Raw genomic sequence first — 16,333 nt, forward strand, 5'->3', positions numbered from 1 at the left:
AGCCGGGCCGGGCCGCACGATCAGATGACCCCGGGGGTACGCCCGGACGGGCGCGGATCGGCGGTCAGGTGGCCGCCGGCGGGTCGGCCGACGGGAGCGTGACGGTCACCTCCAGGCCGCCGCCGGGCTGGGCGACCGCCTTCACGGTGCCGCCGTGCGCGTCGCAGACCGCCCGCACGATGGACAGGCCGAGTCCGGAGCCGCGGGCCCCGGTGCGTTCCTGCCCGCCCCGGCGGAACGGCTCGAACAGCCCGGGCACCTCGGCGGGGGCGACCTCGAAGCCGGTGTTCCCCACCACCAGCCAGGACCGTTGCCCGTCGGTGCCGGTGCGCACCCACATCCGGCCGTGCAGGTGGTTGTAGCGGACCGCGTTCTCCACCAGGTTGCCGGCCAGCCGGTCGAGCAGCCCCGGGTCGCCGACCACCGGCGCGGGGCGCAGCGAGGTGTGCACCTTCAGGCCGATCCGCTCCACCTCGCGGGCCACCGCGGAGAGCGCGTTGGCGGTGCCCACGGCGAGGTCGCTCTCGGCGCGCCGGGCCAGCCGCCGGCCGGTCTGCGCCTCGCTGCGGGCCAGCACCAGCAGCGCGTCGACCAGCCCGTTGGCCCGCTCGGACGCCTCCCGCACCACGCCGGCCATCCGGCGGTACTCGCCGAGGTCCGCGTCGTCGTCGCTGAGCGTCACGTCGATCTCGGTGCGCATCACCGCGAGCGGGGTCCGCAGCTCGTGCGAGGCGTTCGCGACGAACCGCTTCTGCGCCTCGAACGCGGCGCTGATCCGGTCCAGCATCGCGTCGAACGTCTCGGCCAGCTCGGCCACCTCGTCGTCGGCCCCGGACCAGCCGATCCGCTCGTCCAGCGTGGTCTCGCCGAGCCGGCGGGCGGTGGCGGTGACCTGGTGCAGCGGGCGCAGCGCCCGACCGGCCACCAGGTACGCCCCGGCCACCCCGACGACGCTGATCGCCAGCAACGCCAGCAGTCCCTTGACCAGCAGCTCCCGCGACGCGGCGTCGACGAGTTGCCGCTGCCACTGCCCGGCGTCCAGGGTGCGGCCGTCGGTGAGCACCACTGTGGTGCCGGGCAGCAGCTCGTCGGTGGGGCGCAGCGCGTCGCGGACCAGCAGCCAGGCCAGCAGCACCAGGATCGCCCCGGCGCCGACCAGGAGCACGCCGTTGAGCAGGGTCAGCCGCAGCCGCAGGGTCGGTCGTACCCGGCGCACCCTCACTGGCCGAACTCGATCCGGTAGCCCGCGCCGACCACGGTGTCGATCAGCGGCGGGTCGCCGAGCTTCTTGCGCAGGGTCATCACGGTGACCCGGACGATGGTGGTGAACGGGTCGGTGTTCGCGTCCCAGACCCGCTCCAGCAGCTCCTCGCTGGACACCACCGCACCGCGCGCCCTGAGCAGCTCGGCGAGCACGCCGAACTCCTTGTTGGTCAGGTCGAGCGGCACGCCGGCCCGGGTCACCACGCGCCGCGCCGGGTCGAGTTCCAGGTCGCCCACCGCCAGCACCGGCGGCGCGGCCGGGGTGGCCCGCCGGCCCAGCGCCTGCACCCGGGCCACCAGCTCGTCGAAGGCGAACGGCTTGGCCAGGTAGTCGTCGGCGCCGAGCTGCAACCCCTCGACCCGGTCGGCGACGGTCCCGCTCGCGGTCAGCATGAGGACCCGGGTGAGCGTGCCGGAGGCGGCCAGGTCGGCGCAGATCCGGTCGCCGTGCACGCCCGGCAGGTCCCGGTCCAGGACCACCACGTCGTAGCGGGTGACGAACGCCGCCTCGTGCCCGGCGTCGCCGTCGTAGGCGACGTCCACCGCCATCCCGCGCTTGCGCAGCCCGCGCGCGATCGCGTCGGCGAGGTTGCGCTCGTCCTCGACCACCAGTACCCGCATCCCGGCCTCCTGCCTCGTGACCTCCCACAACCTAGTGCCGGCGACCAAACGGCCGGCACCCGCCGCCGTTGCAGAAAACCTTCGGGTACGCGATGCTCGCCGGCAACGATCGACCACCGCCCGCGCCGGACCGGCCGGGCCGAGCCGAGCGGAGCCCCGATGACCGCCGTCCACCCCGGCCGGGACGTCGCGTACCGCCGTTTCCGCTTCCCCGCCGACCGGAACCGGGGCACCGCCGACGGGCTCCGGGGCGGCCCGGACGGGCTGGCGCCGGACGCGGCGGCCGACCGGCTCACGCCTACCGACCCGCACTCCGGGAACCCCGCCGACCACGCCGCCGGCACCTGGACCTCCCCGGTGGTGCCGGTCGGGTTCGCCGCCACCGAGCTGGTGCCGTCGTGGACCGCCGACACGCCACCGGGCTGCTGGCTCCGGGTGGAGCTGCGCGGCTGGGACGCCGGCGCGGCCACCACCGGCTGGTACCTGCTGGGCGACTGGGCGGCCGACGACAGCGCGGTGCACCGCTCCTCGGTGCCGGGGCAGTCCGACGGACGGGCCCGGGTGGCCGCGGACACGCTCCGCGTCACCGGCGCGACGGTGACCGGCTGGCAGGCCCGGGTGACGCTGTTCCGCCGCGCCGACGCCCCGGCCGGCCCGGTGCTGCGCTCGGTCGGCGTGGTCGCCTCCACCGATCCGGGCGAGGCCGGCCCCGCCCCGGCCCCGGACGAGACCCCCGCGTGGGGGCGGGTGCTGGACGTGCCGCGCTACGCGCAGCGGCTGCACGCCGGCGGCGAGACCCGCTGGGGTGGCGGCGGCGACTCCTGGTGCAGTCCCACCTGCGTGTCGATGGTGCTCGACTTCTGGCACGCCGGCCCCACCCCGGACCGGTACGCCTGGGTCGACCCGCCCGGCCCCCGCCCGGCCGTGGTGCACGCCGCCCGGCACTGCTACGACCACGCGTACGGCGGGGCGGGCAACTGGCCGTTCAACACCGCGTACGCGGCGACGCACGGGGTGGACGCGTTCGTCACCCGGCTGCGCTCGCTGGCCGAGGCGGAACGGTTCGTGGCCGCCGGCATCCCGCTGATCGTCTCGGCGGCGTTCACCCGGGGGCAGGTGCCCGGGCTGGACTACGACACCCGGGGGCACCTGATCGTGCTGGTCGGCTTCACCGCCGACGGCGACCCGGTGCTCAACGACCCGTACGCCCCGGACGACGAGCGGGTCCGCCGGACCGTGCCCCGCACGCCGTTCGAGGCGGCCTGGCAGGCGGGCAGCGGCGGGATCGCGTACGTGCTGCGGCCGGAGTCGGTGCCGCTGCCCCCGGCGCCCGGGCAGGCCAACTGGTGATCACCGGTCGACCGGCCAGACCGTCAGGCCGCCGGCCGGGCGCAGGCACACCAGCGCCCGACCCGCGTCCGCGCACTCGTCCCAGGAGCCCGGCAGGACCGCCCGGATCCGTGCCTCGCCGGTCGGCACGTCCAGCGCGCCGACGAGCGTCCGGTCCCCGGTGAGGCGGCGCAGCCCGAGCAGCCCGGCCAGGGTGCCGGACCCGTCGTCGCGGCCGGTGACGCGCCAGCGGCCGAGCCGGGCGAGCACCCGGCCGGTGGCCGGTTCGAGCGTCCACAGCTCCAGCTCGGGGCCGTCCCCCGTCGCCGCGGCGATCAACCGGCCGCCGACCGGCGCGAGCCCGATCCACCGCTCCTGCGCCCACGCGGGGCGGCCGGTGGCGGGATCGAGGGCCTTCGCCCCGCCGACCTGGTCGCGCTGGCAGAGCACGCCGGCGCAGTCGGTGAACCAGATGCCGGCGCGCGGGTCCACCGGCACCGTCCAGAGCCGCTCCAACCGGTCCAGCCCGTACGCGGTGACCGCCCCGGCGCCGTCGTCGACCAGCAGCAGATCGCCGACGACCTGCGCGAACCGGTGGGAGACGCCGTCCGGCGCGGACGACACCCGGCCGTCGCGCACCCGCGCGCCCGAGTCGGCGTCGTGCACGGCGACCCGGCCGTCCGGCTCGACCAGCACCAGCTGCGTCACCCCCCGGGTGTCGCGCCGGTACGACACGCCCTGCGCGGGCACCGACAGGGACCAGCGCACCGCGCCCGACGCCGGGTCGACGGCCCGCACGCTGCCGGTGCCGCCGGGGCGGGGGTTCTCGACCAGCAGCCCGCCCGCCGCGGTCGCGATCGGGTAACCGGGCTGCCGCCAGCGGACCGCGCCGGTCGCCGGATCGAGCAGCGTGGCGAGCGTGTCGCCGACACCGGTCGGGCTGCTCGTCACCAGCAGCCCACCCACCGCTTCGGTCAACCCCAACACCTGGTTGCCGGCCGGCAACGTGAACCGCCACGCCGGCTCGCCGCCGGGCAGCCGGTAGGCGGTGACCTCCCGACCACCCCGGTGCACCGCGCCCGGGCCGTCGGCCACCACCAGCCGGCCGGCCAGCGCCACGAAGACGGCACCCTGCGGCGCGGGCACCCGGGCCGGTGCCGGGCGCCGCGTCGGCCCCGCCGCACCGGCCAGCGTGAGCAGCAGCAGGCAGCCGAGCGCCACCGCGCGGGCGGCCCGACCCGGTGGCCGCCGGGGCGGCGCGGGGAGCAACTCGTCGCCGTCGTCGGAGCGCCGCATCTCACCCAGGTCGATGACCGGGGTCACCGCAGCCGCCGCAGCGTGAAGTCGCCACCGACCTGCCTGCAGACCAGCAGCGTCGTACCGGCCCGGCAGTCGGTGCCGGTCAGCACGTCGCGCACCACGGGCGGGCCGCCCGACAGGTCCGGCTCGGCGAGGAGCTGCCGGCCGCCACCCAACGGCCGGGTCAGGAGGATCCGCCCGGTCAACTCGTCCTGCGGCAGCACCGCCCAGTCACCGAGGTCGGCGACCAGCCGCCCGTCCGCCCCGTCCAGCACCGCCAGGTGGTCGCCGGTGGTGCCGCCGGTGGCCACCAGCAGGCGGCCGGCGTCGGCCCGGAGCACGCTCTGCCACCGCTCGGCGGTCCAGCGCAGCGCGCCGGTGGCGGGGTCGAGCGCGTGTATCCCGCCGTTCTGCCGGGCGGCGCAGAGCAGCCCTCCGCACTGCTCCAGGTGATCGACCAGCGGCAGCTCGACGGTCCAGCGCAACCGGAGCGTGTCCAGCTCGTACGCGTTCACCGTCGCGCCGGCGTCCGAGGTCTGGACGGTCTCCAGGAAGAGCCCGCCGGTGCCCTGCATCGTGCGCGGGCCGGGCAGTTCCTCCGGGTGCAGGTTCCGGACGGCCAGCCGGGCGCCGGTCACCGCGTCCAGCACCACCGTCCGGCCGGCGTTCGGCACCAGCAGGATCCTCTCGACCCCGGACGGTCCATAGCTGAACTGCACGTCCTGTCCGTCGGGCGCGGGCGCGGTCCAGAGCGTCCGCCCGTCGGCCACCGCCAACCGGCGGACCGGCTGCGGGCGCGGCCCACCCACCGGGCGCAGCAGCAGCGCGTCGCCGGCCGGGAACGCCAAGCCGGACTGCCGCCAGCGGAGGGCGCCGGTGCCGGCGTCGAACGCCACCGTCTCCCAGCCCTCGCCCTCGCCGGTTCCCACGGCGAGCACCCGCCCGCCCTGTTGCCACAACCCGACGACGTCGCCCGTGCCGGGCATCCCGGCCCGCCACCGCTCACGGCCCTCGCGGTACGCCACGACGTCCCAGCCCGGCCGCTGCGTGGCCCGCAGCGCCACGTACACCCGGTCACCGGAGAGGAACGCGGTGGCCCCGGTGCCACCGGGGATCCGGCGCGGTGCGGGGCGCGCCGACGGCGCCGCGGCGGCGAGCGTGACGAGCGCCACCAGCAGCACCACCGCGCCGCGGAACGGCCGCCCCACGGCGCGCGGCGGCCGGGCCGACGGCCCGGGTGCCGGGGCGTCATCGCGCAGCTCGCCCAGATCGATGACGGTCACGACCATCCCTTCCCGCGCCGCCTTACCGCCGCCCGGCCGTGACCGGACCGAGGCCGAGCCGCCTGTACGATGGCCCCTCGTGGCCGTGCCGGTGGTGGATCCCCCTCTGAACTCCTCGTCCGTCGAGGTGGACGCCGTCGTGGCGGATCCGCCACGCCGGCCCCGCCGCCGACCGGCTCGCGCCGACGTGCTGGCCATCGGAGCCTATGCGTTGCTCGGCGTTCTCGTCTGCCTCAACTACTGGGGCGACGTACAGCACCGGGTGTCGTCGCACCTGCCCACCGACCACAGCTGGTTCGAGTGGCTGTTCGCGCACGGCGCCTACTCCGTGCGGCACCTGGAGAACCCGCTCTTCACCGCCCGGCAGAACGCGCCGGACGGGGTGAACATGATGGCGAACACCTCGCTGCTCGGGGTGACGCTGCCGCTGGCGCCGCTGACCATGCTGCTCGGCCCGCAGGTGATGTACGCGCTCTACCTGGGCGCGGCGTTGTCGGCGACCGCCGCCACGTCCTACTGGGCGCTGTCGCGGCACCTGGTCCGCTCCCGGGCGGCGGCGTTCGTCGGTGGCGCTTTCCTCGGCTTCGCGCCGGGCATCGTGCACCACGCCAACGGGCAGCCGAACTTCGTGTCGAACTTCCTGCTCCCGCTGATCGTGGCCCGGGTGCTGCGCCTCGGCGAGCCGGGCCGCTGGCGGCGCAACGGTCTGGCGCTCGGGCTGCTGGTGGCGTACCAGATCTTCATCAACGAGGAGATGCTGCTGCTCACCGCGCTGGCCTGCCTGGTCGTCGTGGTGGCGTACGTGGTGCAGCGGCCGCGCGCGGCGCGGGAGCGGGCCGGGGCGTTCCTGGCCGCGATCGGGTTCGGTGGCGGGGTGGCGTTGCTGCTCACCGCGTACCCGATCTGGTTCCAGTTCAACGGCCCGCAGTCCTACCGAGGGTTGCAGGGCGGGGTCTTCCACAACTGGGGCGAGGACCTGATGGCCTTCGTCACCTTCGCCCGGGACACCGTCGCCGGGGACGAGGCGGTGGAGAAGACCATCGGGCTGACCGAGCAGAACACCTGGTTCGGCTGGCCGCTGGTGCTTGTCGCGCTGGTCGCGCTGGTGCTGCTGGTCCGCCGCTCGGTGCCGGCCCGGATCCTGGCCGTGCTGGTGGTCCTCTTCACCGTCGCCTCGATCGGTCCGGTGGTGCGCTTCGACGGCGCGGAGACCGACGTGGCCGGGCCGTGGGCGTACGTGCCGGACGACCTGCCGCTGGTCGAGATGATGATGCCGACCCGGCTGAGCCTGGTGGTGGTGGGCGCGATCGGCGTGCTGCTGGCGCTGGCCTGGGACACGCTGGCCCGCACCGGCCGGCCGACGGTGCCCGCGCCCCGCTCCGGCCGTCACGACGCCGACCCCGACGACGCGAAGGGCGCGGCCGAGACGGCCGACGCGACCGGCGCGCGCGACGGGGACCGGGCCGCGACGGGCCGTCGGCGGGCGGTGCGCCTGGTCGGGTACGCCGCGATCGCGGCCGCCCTGCTGCCGCTGTTCCCGCGCCCGCTGCCGGCGCAGCAGATCGACCCGCCGCCGCACTTCATCACCGCCGGCGGCTGGCGACCCTACGTGCCGGACGGCCGGACGCTGGTGCCGGTGCCGATCCCCAGCAACGTGCACGGGCTGCCGACGCTGCGCTGGAGCGCGCTCACCGCGCAGGAGTTCCCGATCCCGGCCGGCTACTTCATCGGCCCCAACGCCGCCGGCGAGGGTGTCTTCGGCGCGCCGAACCGCCCGACCAGCACGCTGATCTACTCCACCATGGACGCCGACGAGGTCCCCGAGATCACCGCGGAGAACCGCCGGCAGGCGATCGAGGACCTGCGCTTCTGGCGGGCGTCGGTGGTGGTGCTCGGCGCGAACCCGCGCGAGGCGGTGCTGCGCGACCTGATGACCGCCCTGCTGGGCCCCGCGCAGCGGGTCGACGACGTCTGGCTCTGGGACGTCCGCGACCGCGTGTAAGGCGTCAGCCGAGCAGGGGGCGGACGTCCCACAGGTGCCCACCGGCGACGTCGCGGCCGGGCCCGACCAGGGCGTCCACGGTGGCCCGCACCGGGTCGGCCGGCGAGGAGCCGGCCTGCACCAGCGCCGCCGCCCGCCAGTGCCGTAGGTCCGCCACCGCCTGCCGGCGCTCCGCGTCGCCGACCGGCGGCACCTGACCGGTCTCGGCGGCCCGGCGCAGCAGCAGCGCGGTGGGCCGGTCCGGCGCGCCCCACCGGGCGACCGGGTCGGTGGCCGAGCGCGGTCCGATGAAGTAGCCGCCCGGCGCGTCGAACGCGAGCCCGGTGCGTGCCGACCAGAACATGGCCGGGCTCACCGCCGCGCCGGTGACCGGCGGGACCGGCACCAGCGTCCGGCCCGGCGGGACGTACGCCCGCCAGCCACCGCCGGCCACCACGGCCGGCACCGGGGTCACCGGCACGGTGCGGATCGGGGTGGGCGCGAGCGGCAGCAGCGCGGCGGCGACCGCGCCGGCCCACGGCGCCCAGGCGCGTACCGCGCCGCGCCGGACCCGGTCCAGGGCCAGCGCCAGCAGCACCCCGGCCACCGGCACGCAGACCAGCGCGAACCGGGCCGGCACCACCAGGTCGAGCAGCGGCACGCCGGCGAGCAGCCGGTACGGGCCGGGCAGCCCGGTGTCGTGCCGGTTCACCACCACCGTGGCGCCGAGCGAGAGCGCCGCGAACAGCAGCCCGCACGCGGCCAGCGCGCGCACCAGCGGCCGGCGCCACAGCCGCACCACCACGAGCAGCGCCAGCAGCGGCAGGAACGGTCCGAAGAACGAGTTCTGCTCGGTGGGGTTCGGCGAGAGCAGCCCGGCACGGTGGCCGTCCCCGGCCACGGTCTGCCGGGCGGCGGCGGTGAACGAGGCCAGGTCCAGCCGGTAGCCGCGGGTGTGGAACGGCATCCCGGTGTAGTGGCCCGGCCCGAAGAACTGGAACCACAGCGGGTACGCCAGCAGCACGCCGGCCACCGCCGCGCCGACGCCCAGCCGGCGCGCCACCACGGGCGCCAGCCGACGCGCGGCGGCCCGGTCGGCCAGCGCGTACGCCCCGGCCAGCACGCCGGCGGCCAACGCCAGGAAGACCAGCACCTCCTCGCCGAGGAACACCTGGTAGGCGACCGCCAGCCCGAGCAGCACGCCGTCGCGGCGTACCCGGTCGGTGGCCGGCCGGAACACCAGCGCGAGGATCACCGGGACCAGGAACTGGGCGGCCATGTGCAGGTGCGCCCCGGCCTGCGCCACCATCCCGGGGGCGAAGCCGCAGCAGAGCCCGCCCACCGCGGCGGCGGCCCGGGAGCGGACCAGCCGGCGGGTGAGCAGCGCGTACCAGGCGGTGGCGGTGCCGGCGAGGCTGAGCGCCACGGCGACCAGGAAGGCCACCTGGGAGCCGAACGCCACGGTCACCGGGGTGAGCGGCACGCCCAGCCCGAGCACCGAGGTGTTGGCCATCAGGTTCACCCCGTGCGGCACGTTCAGCGCGGCGCTGTGCAGCGGGTTCTCGGCACCGGTGACCGCGCGGGCGGCCCGGGCCAGCATCCACTCGAACAGCATCTGGTCGCCGGCCTGGTGGAACAGCCGGTCCGGCCGGCGCCACTGGTCGGCGGTGAGCAGCACGGCCAACGCGACATAGCCGGCCACCACCAGCGCATCGACCGGCCGCCACCGGGGCTCGGGGGCCGGGCGGGCCGTGACCGGGCGGACCGCCGCCGCGGTCGTCAGGCGGACCGGTCGGTCAGTGTCCGGACGTCCCACACCCACACGTCCAACTCCTGCCGGGCGGGCCCGACCAACTGCTCCACGGTGCGGCGCAGCGGCTCGGCGTTCTGCTCGTCCACCGGCAGCACCACCACCGCCGCGTTCCAGTGCCGCAGCTCGTCGAGGAAGCGGCGGCGCTGCCGGTCGTCGAGCTTCGGGGTACGCCCGGTCGACGCCACGTCGGCCAGCATCTCGCCGATGCCGCTGCGCCGGCCGCCGAAGCGGCCCGGGTCGCCGGTGACGCCGTTGCGCGGGGCGAGGAAGTAGCCGCCGGGGATCTTGAAGTCGAGGTCGGTGCTGGCCGCCCAGCGCATCGGGTCGGTGTTGCCCATCGCCGGCACCGGCACGGACACCAGGGTCTGGTCCGGTCCGACGTACTGCCGCCACCGGTCGGCGGTGATGAACTCCGGCACCGGCGGGCGGGTGGTGACCCGCAACGGCATGGGCGCGATCGGCAGCAGCGCGAAGACCAGGCCCGCGGCGGTCAGCGTCCGTGCGGTGCGACGCTCCACGCCGCGCAACACCCAGGCGCTGCGCACCGCGTACGCCAGCAGCACCGCGACGGTCACGCTGGTGATCAGGCCGAACCGGGTCGGCACCACGGCGTCCAGCAGCGGCAGCCGCACCAGCAGCTCCCACGGGCCGGCGGCCAGGTCCCGGTCCCACCAGGAGATCCGCTCGCCGAGGGAGAGCACGGCGAAGAACAGGCCGGTCGCGGCGAGCGCCCGGACCGTCACGTCCCGGCGCAGCCAGACGACGATGCCCACGGCCAGCAGCGACAGGCTCCAGCCGAAGAAGGCGTTCTCCTCCGAGTAGTTCGGGGCGAGGTTGACGTTGGCCCGCTCGTTGCCGCCGAACGTGGGCGAGCCGGGGGCGACGAACGCGGCGATGTCGTTGCCGTAGTCGCGTACCGCGTCGCTGAGCCCGTGGTAGGCCATCGGCCCGGCGAACTGCACCCAGAGCGGGTACGCCAGCAGCGCGCCGGCCAGCACCGCGCAGACCGCCAGCCCGGTGCCCAGCGGCCGCCACGCGGCGGCCCACCGCTCGCGCTGCTGCACCAGCACGGCGAGCAGGAACACGCCCAGGGCCAGCGCGGTGAAGAGCAGGATCTCCTCGTTGATGAAGGCCTGCACGACGACCAGCAACGCGAGCAGCGCGCCGTCGCGGACCGGCCGGGCCGACCGGGTCAGCACCAGCACCCGCCAGACGATGAACGGCAGCAGGAACTGGCTGATGATGTTCGGGTGCCAGTTGGCGTGCGACAGCATCGCCGGGGAGAACCCGCAGAACCAGGCGCCGACCGCGGCGGCCGGCCGGTGCCGGACCAGGTGCCGGGAGAGCACCCGGTACCAGGCGGCGGCGGTGCCGGCCAGGCCGATCGTGACCAGCGCGACGAAGGAGACCGCCGGTCCGAACAGGAGGGTCACCGGCACCATCGGGATGCCGAGCGCCAGGATGGCGGTGTTCGCCATCAGGTTGACCCCGTCGGGGTAGTTGAACTGCTCGGTGAAGAACGGGAACTCGCCGTGCAGCACCACGCGCACCGAGTGGGCCAGGAAGAACTGCACCTGCGCGGGGTCGCTGCTGTAGAGCGCGGCCACCCGGCCGGCCGGGTCGGCCCAGATGCCGCTGGTCACCCAGATCGCGGCGAGCAGGAAGCCGGCGTACACGACCAGGTCGATGCGCCGGCGGGTCCACCGCCAGCGCCACCGGCGGCGCGCGGCCGGCACGACGGGTTCGGTGGTGGGGACCGTCGGCTCGCGCGGCTCGGCCGGAGGTTCACGGCGAGTGACCGGTGGCGGATCGAGGGTGACGGATCGGGAGCCCGTCGGGGCGTCGGCGGCCGGCGTCGAGGCGCCGCGGGTCTCGGCAGGCGTCACAGTCGGCGGAGTCTACCGGAGCCGGATATTGACACACGAATCGCACGTCACGTTCCGCGACGAGGGGGAGAGCCGGGCGCGTCCGGGCGCCGGGCCGTCTCGTACCATGTGGGCTTCCGACCGACGAGCGGCGAGGGGATCAGGGTGGCTTCAGCCCGCCGAGGCGCTGTGCCGGGCACCGCGCTGGCCGCGTTGCTCCTGGTCACGGTCGGTTGTGGGCCGGTCGCCGAGCGGCAGCCGGCGAACCTGCGGGTCGGCTACGACAGCCTGGACGGCACGCTGGCGGTCTGGCCGCCGCGCGGCAGCCTGGCCCGGGACGCCGCCGCGACCGCCGCGATCACCGCCGCGGTGCGGGACTGGCGCTCGCCGGTGGACGACCGCGCGCACCTGCCCTCCTCCGGCATCCTCTTCTCCGGCCAGGTCGGCGGCGCCCCGCTGGCGCTGGTCGCCGCCGACGTGCCCGGCGATTCCACCTCCTGGCTGCTGCAGCTCGACCGGGACGGGCAGCGGTGGCGGGTGGCCCACGCCACCGAGTACACCGAGCCCGGCTACCTGGTCTACTCGGACGTGCTGCCGGTGCGGGAGCCCACCGGCCGCCGCTACCTCACCTCCGCCCGGGTGGAGCGCCTGCTCGGCCCGGACGGCAGGGCGGTGGCCGGCACCGACGGCGTCACCGAGCCGGTCGCCGTGCCGGCCTGCCGGGCCGTCGAGCTGACCGCGACGCTGCGGCCCACGCCGTCGCTGCCGCGCGGCCGGGCCGCCGACCGCGTCCTCGACCTGGGTACGGCGACCGAGGCGCCCCGCTATCCGCTGGTCCGCGACGAGACCGGCGCCGGCAAGCGCGCCCTGACCGGCCTGGACACCTGCGTGCTGGCCGGTGAGCGGGGCCCGTTCGGCAGTGCGCCGCGCCGCATCGGCGACCGCGAGGCGCCCCGCTCCGCACCGGAGTCCTGGCCGATGGCGAAGATCGCGACCCGGTCGCTGGGTTCGGTGGCCCTCGGTGGCGGGGAGCCGGGCGACCTGGAGCAGCTGACCTGGGAGACGCCGAGCGGGACGATGACCGCGGTGCTCTACCGCCCGGCCGGTGGCGGCGCCCCGGTGGTCTCCCCCGCCGACCGTTCCACCACGTTGCAGGCCTACCACCTGCCGTTGCCGGGGCAGTCGCTCGCGGTGCTGTCGTGGCGGACCCGGGACGCCTCCTTCGCCGCCCCGCCCGGCACCACCCGCCTGGTCGACCGCCCGGGCCTGGTGGTGGTCGAGCAGACCGACGGCAAGCAGACGTTCAGCCTGGCCGGCACCGAGAAGACCTGGTACCGCTCCCTCTCCGCCCCCCGGTGACCGTGCTGACCGAACTGGTTCGCCGGCTCCACACCCGCCGCCTGCGGGCGCGGCTCGTCGGCGCGGCACTGCCCCGGCACGTGGCGATGGTGATGGACGGCAATCGGCGGTGGGCCCGGCAGATGGGCTTCGACGACCCGTCGGTGGGCCACCGGTACGGTGCCGCGCACCTGCACGAGGTGGCGGGCTGGTGCGCCGAGCTGGGGATCCACCAGATCACCCTGTTCGTCGCGTCCGTCGACAACGTGCGCAAGCGTGAGTCCGGCGAGGTGGCCCACCTGATGCGGCTGGTCGAGGAGGTGATCGCCGAGCCGCTGCTCCGCCCGGCCAGCCCGTGGCGGCTGCACGTGGCCGGCCGGACCGACATTCTGCCCGAGTCGACCCGGCACGCGCTGAAGCTGGCCGAGGACGCCACCCGTGACCGGGACCGGGGCTTCCACCTCACCGTCGCGATCGGCTATGACGGCCGCGTGGAGATCACCGACGCGGTCCGGAACCTCCTGCACGAGGCGGCGGAGAACGGCGCCACGCTCGGCGACGTGGCCGACGGCCTCACCGAGGAGGCCATCGGCGCCCGCCTCTACACCGGCAGCCGACCCCATCCCGACCTGGTCATCCGCACCAGCGGGGAACGGCGGATGTCCGGCTTCCTGCTCTGGCAGGCCGTCCACTCGGAACTGTACTTCTGCGACGTCTACTGGCCCGGCTTCCGCGAACTCGACTTCCTCCGAGCCCTCCGCACCTACCCCACCCGTCCCTGACCCCACCCGAAAGCGTCGATCATGGGAAGGGCTGCGCGACGCCGATCTTGGAGTTGTGGCACCTCAGAAGTCGGGATTAAGGGACATCGCGGGCGCCACAACTCCAAGATCGAGGGCGTTGGGCTGAGCCCGAGCCGTGGAGAGGCGGGGTCAGGGGTGGGAGCGGCGCATGCCCAGGTAGGGGGCGGCGGCGGGGCCCGGTCGGGTGGTGCCGTCGGGGCGCCAGCCGTGGCGGGTGTAGAAGGCGCAGGCTCGGGTGTTGCGCTCCCACACCTCCAGGACGCCCACGGCCAGGCCCTCGGTCTCCAGGTGGCGCAGGAAGTGGCCGTGCAGCGTGCTGCCGACGCCCCGGCCCCACCGGTCCGGGTCGACGTGGATCTGGTAGAGCTGGGCGGCGCTCGCCTCCGGCGTATGCGGCGGGCCCATGGCCAGCAGGCCGACCAGCCGCCCGTCGATGACGGCGCAGCAGACGTGCTTGTGCGGGGCGTCGATCGCCGCCGTCCAGCCGTCGCGCTGTTCCCGGGTCAGCTCCGGATTCACGATCTCCTCGGCCGGCAGCCCGCCCGCGCCGTAGTAGGCGACCCGGGCCCGGGTGTGCAGGTCGACGATGTCATCCAGGTCGGCCGGCGTGGCCTCACGCACGTCCACGGCGCACCCTCCCATGATCCACTCCACCTCGCCGAGGTGGCGGCATCCCGGCCACCTCGATGCCGCCACTCCGGCGAACTGGCGGCACCCCGCGGCTGATGACCCGGAACAGCGTTCGGGCGGCCCCGCGACAGCGGGACCGCCCGAACACCGTAACCGGATCAGTTCTGCGCGGCGGCCCCGTCGGTGGCCGGGTCGACCGGGGCGGCGTCCAGGCCGGAGATCCAGCCGGTGACGTCGCGGGCCACGTCCTGCGCGGTCAGCCCCAGGTCGGACAGGATCTGCGCGCGGCTGCCGTGCGGGTGCCAGTCGGCAGGTACGCCGAGGTCCCGCACCGGCACGCGCACGTCGGCGTCGCGCATCGCCTGGGCGAGCGCGGAGCCCACGCCGCCCACCCGCACGCCGTCCTCGACGGTGACCACGAGGCGGTGCCCGGCGGCCAGCTCGACCAGCTCGGCCGGCACCGGGCGGACCCAGCGCGGGTCGACCACTGTGACGCCGTAGCCCTGCTCGGCGACCCGGGACGCGACCTCCATGCCGAGGGCGGCGAACGAGCCGACCGCGACCAGCAGCACGTCGGTACGCGCCGACTCGGCCAGCACGTCGACCGGCCCGACCCGGCGCACGGCCGGGAGGTCGGCGGCGACGGTGCCGGTCGGGAAGCGCAGGATGGTCGGGCCGTCGTCGACGGCGATCGCCTCGCGCAGCTCCTCGCGCAGCGTCGCGGAGTCACGGGGCGCGGCGATCCGCAGGCCGGGCACCACGCCGAAGACCGACATGTCCCAGATGCCGTAGTGGCTGGGCCCGTCCGGGCCGGTGATGCCGGCCCGGTCCAGCACGAACGTCACCGGCAGCTTGTGCATCGCCACGTCCAGCAGGACCTGGTCGAAGGCGCGGTTGAGGAACGTGGCGTAGACGGCGACCACCGGGTGCAGGCCGCCCATGGCCAGGCCGGCGGCGGAGGTGGCCGCGTGCTGCTCGGCGATGCCCACGTCGTAGACCCGGTGCGGATACTTGCGGGCCAGCGTGGCGATGCCCGTCGGCTCGGCCATGGCGGCGGTGATGCCCACCACGTCGGGACGCTCGTCGGCGATGGTCACCAGCTCGTTCGCGAAGACGTGGGTCCACTTCACCGACGGCGCGGCGACCAGTTGGCCGGTCTCGACGTCGAAGGCGCCGGGACCGTGCAGGCAGTCCGCCTCGTCGTCCTCGGCGGGACGGTAGCCGTAGCCCTTGCGGGTGACCGCGTGCACGATCACCGGGCCGCCGAAGTTCTTCGCCGCGCGCAGCGCCGCCTCGACCGCCGGCACGTCGTGGCCGTCGACCGGGCCGACGTACTTGATGCCGAGGTCCTCGAACATGGCCTGCGGGGCGACCGCGTCCTTGATGCCCTTCTTGACCGCGTGCAGCACCTCGAACATCGGCTTGCCGACGAACGGCGTGTTGCCCAGCGCGTCCTTGACGGTGTCGAGCACCTTCTCGTAGCCCGGGTTGAGCCGCAGCGACGACAGGTGGTCGGCGAGGCCGCCGATGGTCGGCGAGTAGGACCGACCGTTGTCGTTGACCACGATGACCAGCGGGTTACCGGCGGTGGCGATGTTGTTCAGCGCCTCCCAGCACATGCCTCCGGTGAGCGCGCCGTCGCCGACCACGGCCACCACGGACCGCTTCTCGCCACGCAACGCGTACGCCTTGGCCAGGCCGTCGGCGTAGGACAGGGCGGTGGAGGCGTGCGAGTTCTCGATCAGGTCGTGCTCGCTCTCCGCCTGGCTGGGGTAGCCGGAGAGGCCACCGCGCTGGCGGAGCTTGTCGAAGCCCTCCTGCCGGCCGGTGAGGATCTTGTGTACGTACGCCTGGTGGCCGGTGTCGAAGAGGAGCCGGTCGCGCGGAGAGTCGAACACCCGGTGCATGGCCAGCGTCAGCTCGACGACGCCGAGGTTGGGGCCGATGTGCCCGCCGGTGCGGGAGACCTTCGCGATCAGGAAGTCCCGGATCTCGGCGGCGAGGATGTCCAGTTGCTCGGCGGTCATCCGCTTCACGTCCTGCGGGCCGCGGACGGCGCCCAGCAGCCGACCGTGGTTGGCCGTGCCCTCTTCAACACTCATGACCGG

Annotated in this window: 12 protein-coding genes; 4 read left to right on the top strand and 8 right to left on the bottom strand. The window is 75.3% G+C overall.

The features are described 5' to 3' along the window. Positions 1-64: 64 nt before the first annotated feature. Positions 65-1,222, bottom strand: coding sequence for a sensor histidine kinase (locus O7598_RS21405; protein WP_269693097.1), 1,158 nt, complete (start codon positions 1,220-1,222; stop codon positions 65-67). After that, complete coding sequence (locus tag O7598_RS21410) at positions 1,219-1,884, bottom strand: response regulator transcription factor (protein ID WP_269693098.1); 666 nt, start codon at positions 1,882-1,884, stop codon at positions 1,219-1,221. The genes O7598_RS21405 and O7598_RS21410 overlap by 4 nt, the downstream gene beginning before the upstream one ends. A 159-nt stretch (positions 1,885-2,043) precedes the next feature. On the opposite strand from O7598_RS21410, the gene O7598_RS21415 reads away from it, so the two are divergent. Next, complete coding sequence (locus O7598_RS21415; protein WP_269693099.1) at positions 2,044-3,234, top strand: peptidase C39 family protein; 1,191 nt, start codon at positions 2,044-2,046, stop codon at positions 3,232-3,234. Here the strand turns inward: O7598_RS21415 and O7598_RS21420 are convergent, their stop codons facing one another. Next, the gene (locus tag O7598_RS21420; RefSeq protein ID WP_269693100.1) at positions 3,235-4,536 is read right to left on the bottom strand and encodes an outer membrane protein assembly factor BamB family protein; all 1,302 of its coding nucleotides are present in this window, start codon (positions 4,534-4,536) and stop codon (positions 3,235-3,237) included. Then, positions 4,533-5,795 carry an outer membrane protein assembly factor BamB family protein gene (locus tag O7598_RS21425; protein ID WP_269693101.1) on the bottom strand — a complete coding sequence of 421 codons (1,263 nt, stop codon included), beginning with the start codon at positions 5,793-5,795 and terminating at the stop codon, positions 4,533-4,535. Before O7598_RS21425 ends, O7598_RS21420 begins: the two co-directional genes overlap by 4 nt. 79 nt (positions 5,796-5,874) lie before the next feature. Here O7598_RS21425 and O7598_RS21430 point away from each other — a divergent pair, with 79 nt between their 5' ends. Continuing rightward, positions 5,875-7,797 carry a hypothetical protein gene (locus O7598_RS21430; RefSeq protein WP_442929879.1) on the top strand — a complete coding sequence of 641 codons (1,923 nt, stop codon included), beginning with the start codon at positions 5,875-5,877 and terminating at the stop codon, positions 7,795-7,797. Positions 7,798-7,801: 4 nt separating this feature from the next. Here the strand turns inward: O7598_RS21430 and O7598_RS21435 are convergent, their stop codons facing one another. Together O7598_RS21435 and O7598_RS21440 are read right to left on the bottom strand one after the other, a co-directional pair. Beyond that, entirely contained in the window at positions 7,802-9,598 is a 1,797-nt protein-coding gene (locus O7598_RS21435) for a hypothetical protein (RefSeq protein ID WP_332367383.1), read from the bottom strand. Continuing rightward, on the bottom strand, positions 9,556-11,325 hold the full coding sequence (locus O7598_RS21440; RefSeq protein ID WP_442929880.1) for a hypothetical protein: 1,770 nt from the start codon (positions 11,323-11,325) through the stop codon (positions 9,556-9,558). Before O7598_RS21440 ends, O7598_RS21435 begins: the two co-directional genes overlap by 43 nt. 294 nt (positions 11,326-11,619) lie before the next feature. On the opposite strand from O7598_RS21440, the gene O7598_RS21445 reads away from it, so the two are divergent. Next, positions 11,620-12,813 (top strand): hypothetical protein, encoded by a 1,194-nt coding sequence (locus O7598_RS21445; protein WP_269693104.1) that lies wholly within the window; start codon positions 11,620-11,622, stop codon positions 12,811-12,813. Continuing rightward, positions 12,810-13,574, top strand: coding sequence for a polyprenyl diphosphate synthase (gene uppS, locus O7598_RS21450; RefSeq protein ID WP_269693105.1), 765 nt, complete (start codon positions 12,810-12,812; stop codon positions 13,572-13,574). The genes O7598_RS21445 and uppS overlap by 4 nt, the downstream gene beginning before the upstream one ends. Before the next feature lie 150 nt (positions 13,575-13,724). On the opposite strand, the gene O7598_RS21455 is transcribed toward uppS, so the two are convergent. Both O7598_RS21455 and dxs read right to left on the bottom strand, forming a co-directional pair. Further along, positions 13,725-14,222 carry a GNAT family N-acetyltransferase gene (locus tag O7598_RS21455; RefSeq protein ID WP_269693106.1) on the bottom strand — a complete coding sequence of 166 codons (498 nt, stop codon included), beginning with the start codon at positions 14,220-14,222 and terminating at the stop codon, positions 13,725-13,727. 161 nt (positions 14,223-14,383) lie between these two features. After that, positions 14,384-16,327 carry a 1-deoxy-D-xylulose-5-phosphate synthase gene (gene dxs, locus O7598_RS21460; protein WP_269693107.1) on the bottom strand — a complete coding sequence of 648 codons (1,944 nt, stop codon included), beginning with the start codon at positions 16,325-16,327 and terminating at the stop codon, positions 14,384-14,386. Positions 16,328-16,333: the final 6 nt, after the last annotated feature.

The sequence above is a fragment of the Micromonospora sp. WMMC241 genome, assembly GCF_027460165.1.
GTDB lineage: Bacteria > Actinomycetota > Actinomycetes > Mycobacteriales > Micromonosporaceae > Micromonospora > Micromonospora humi.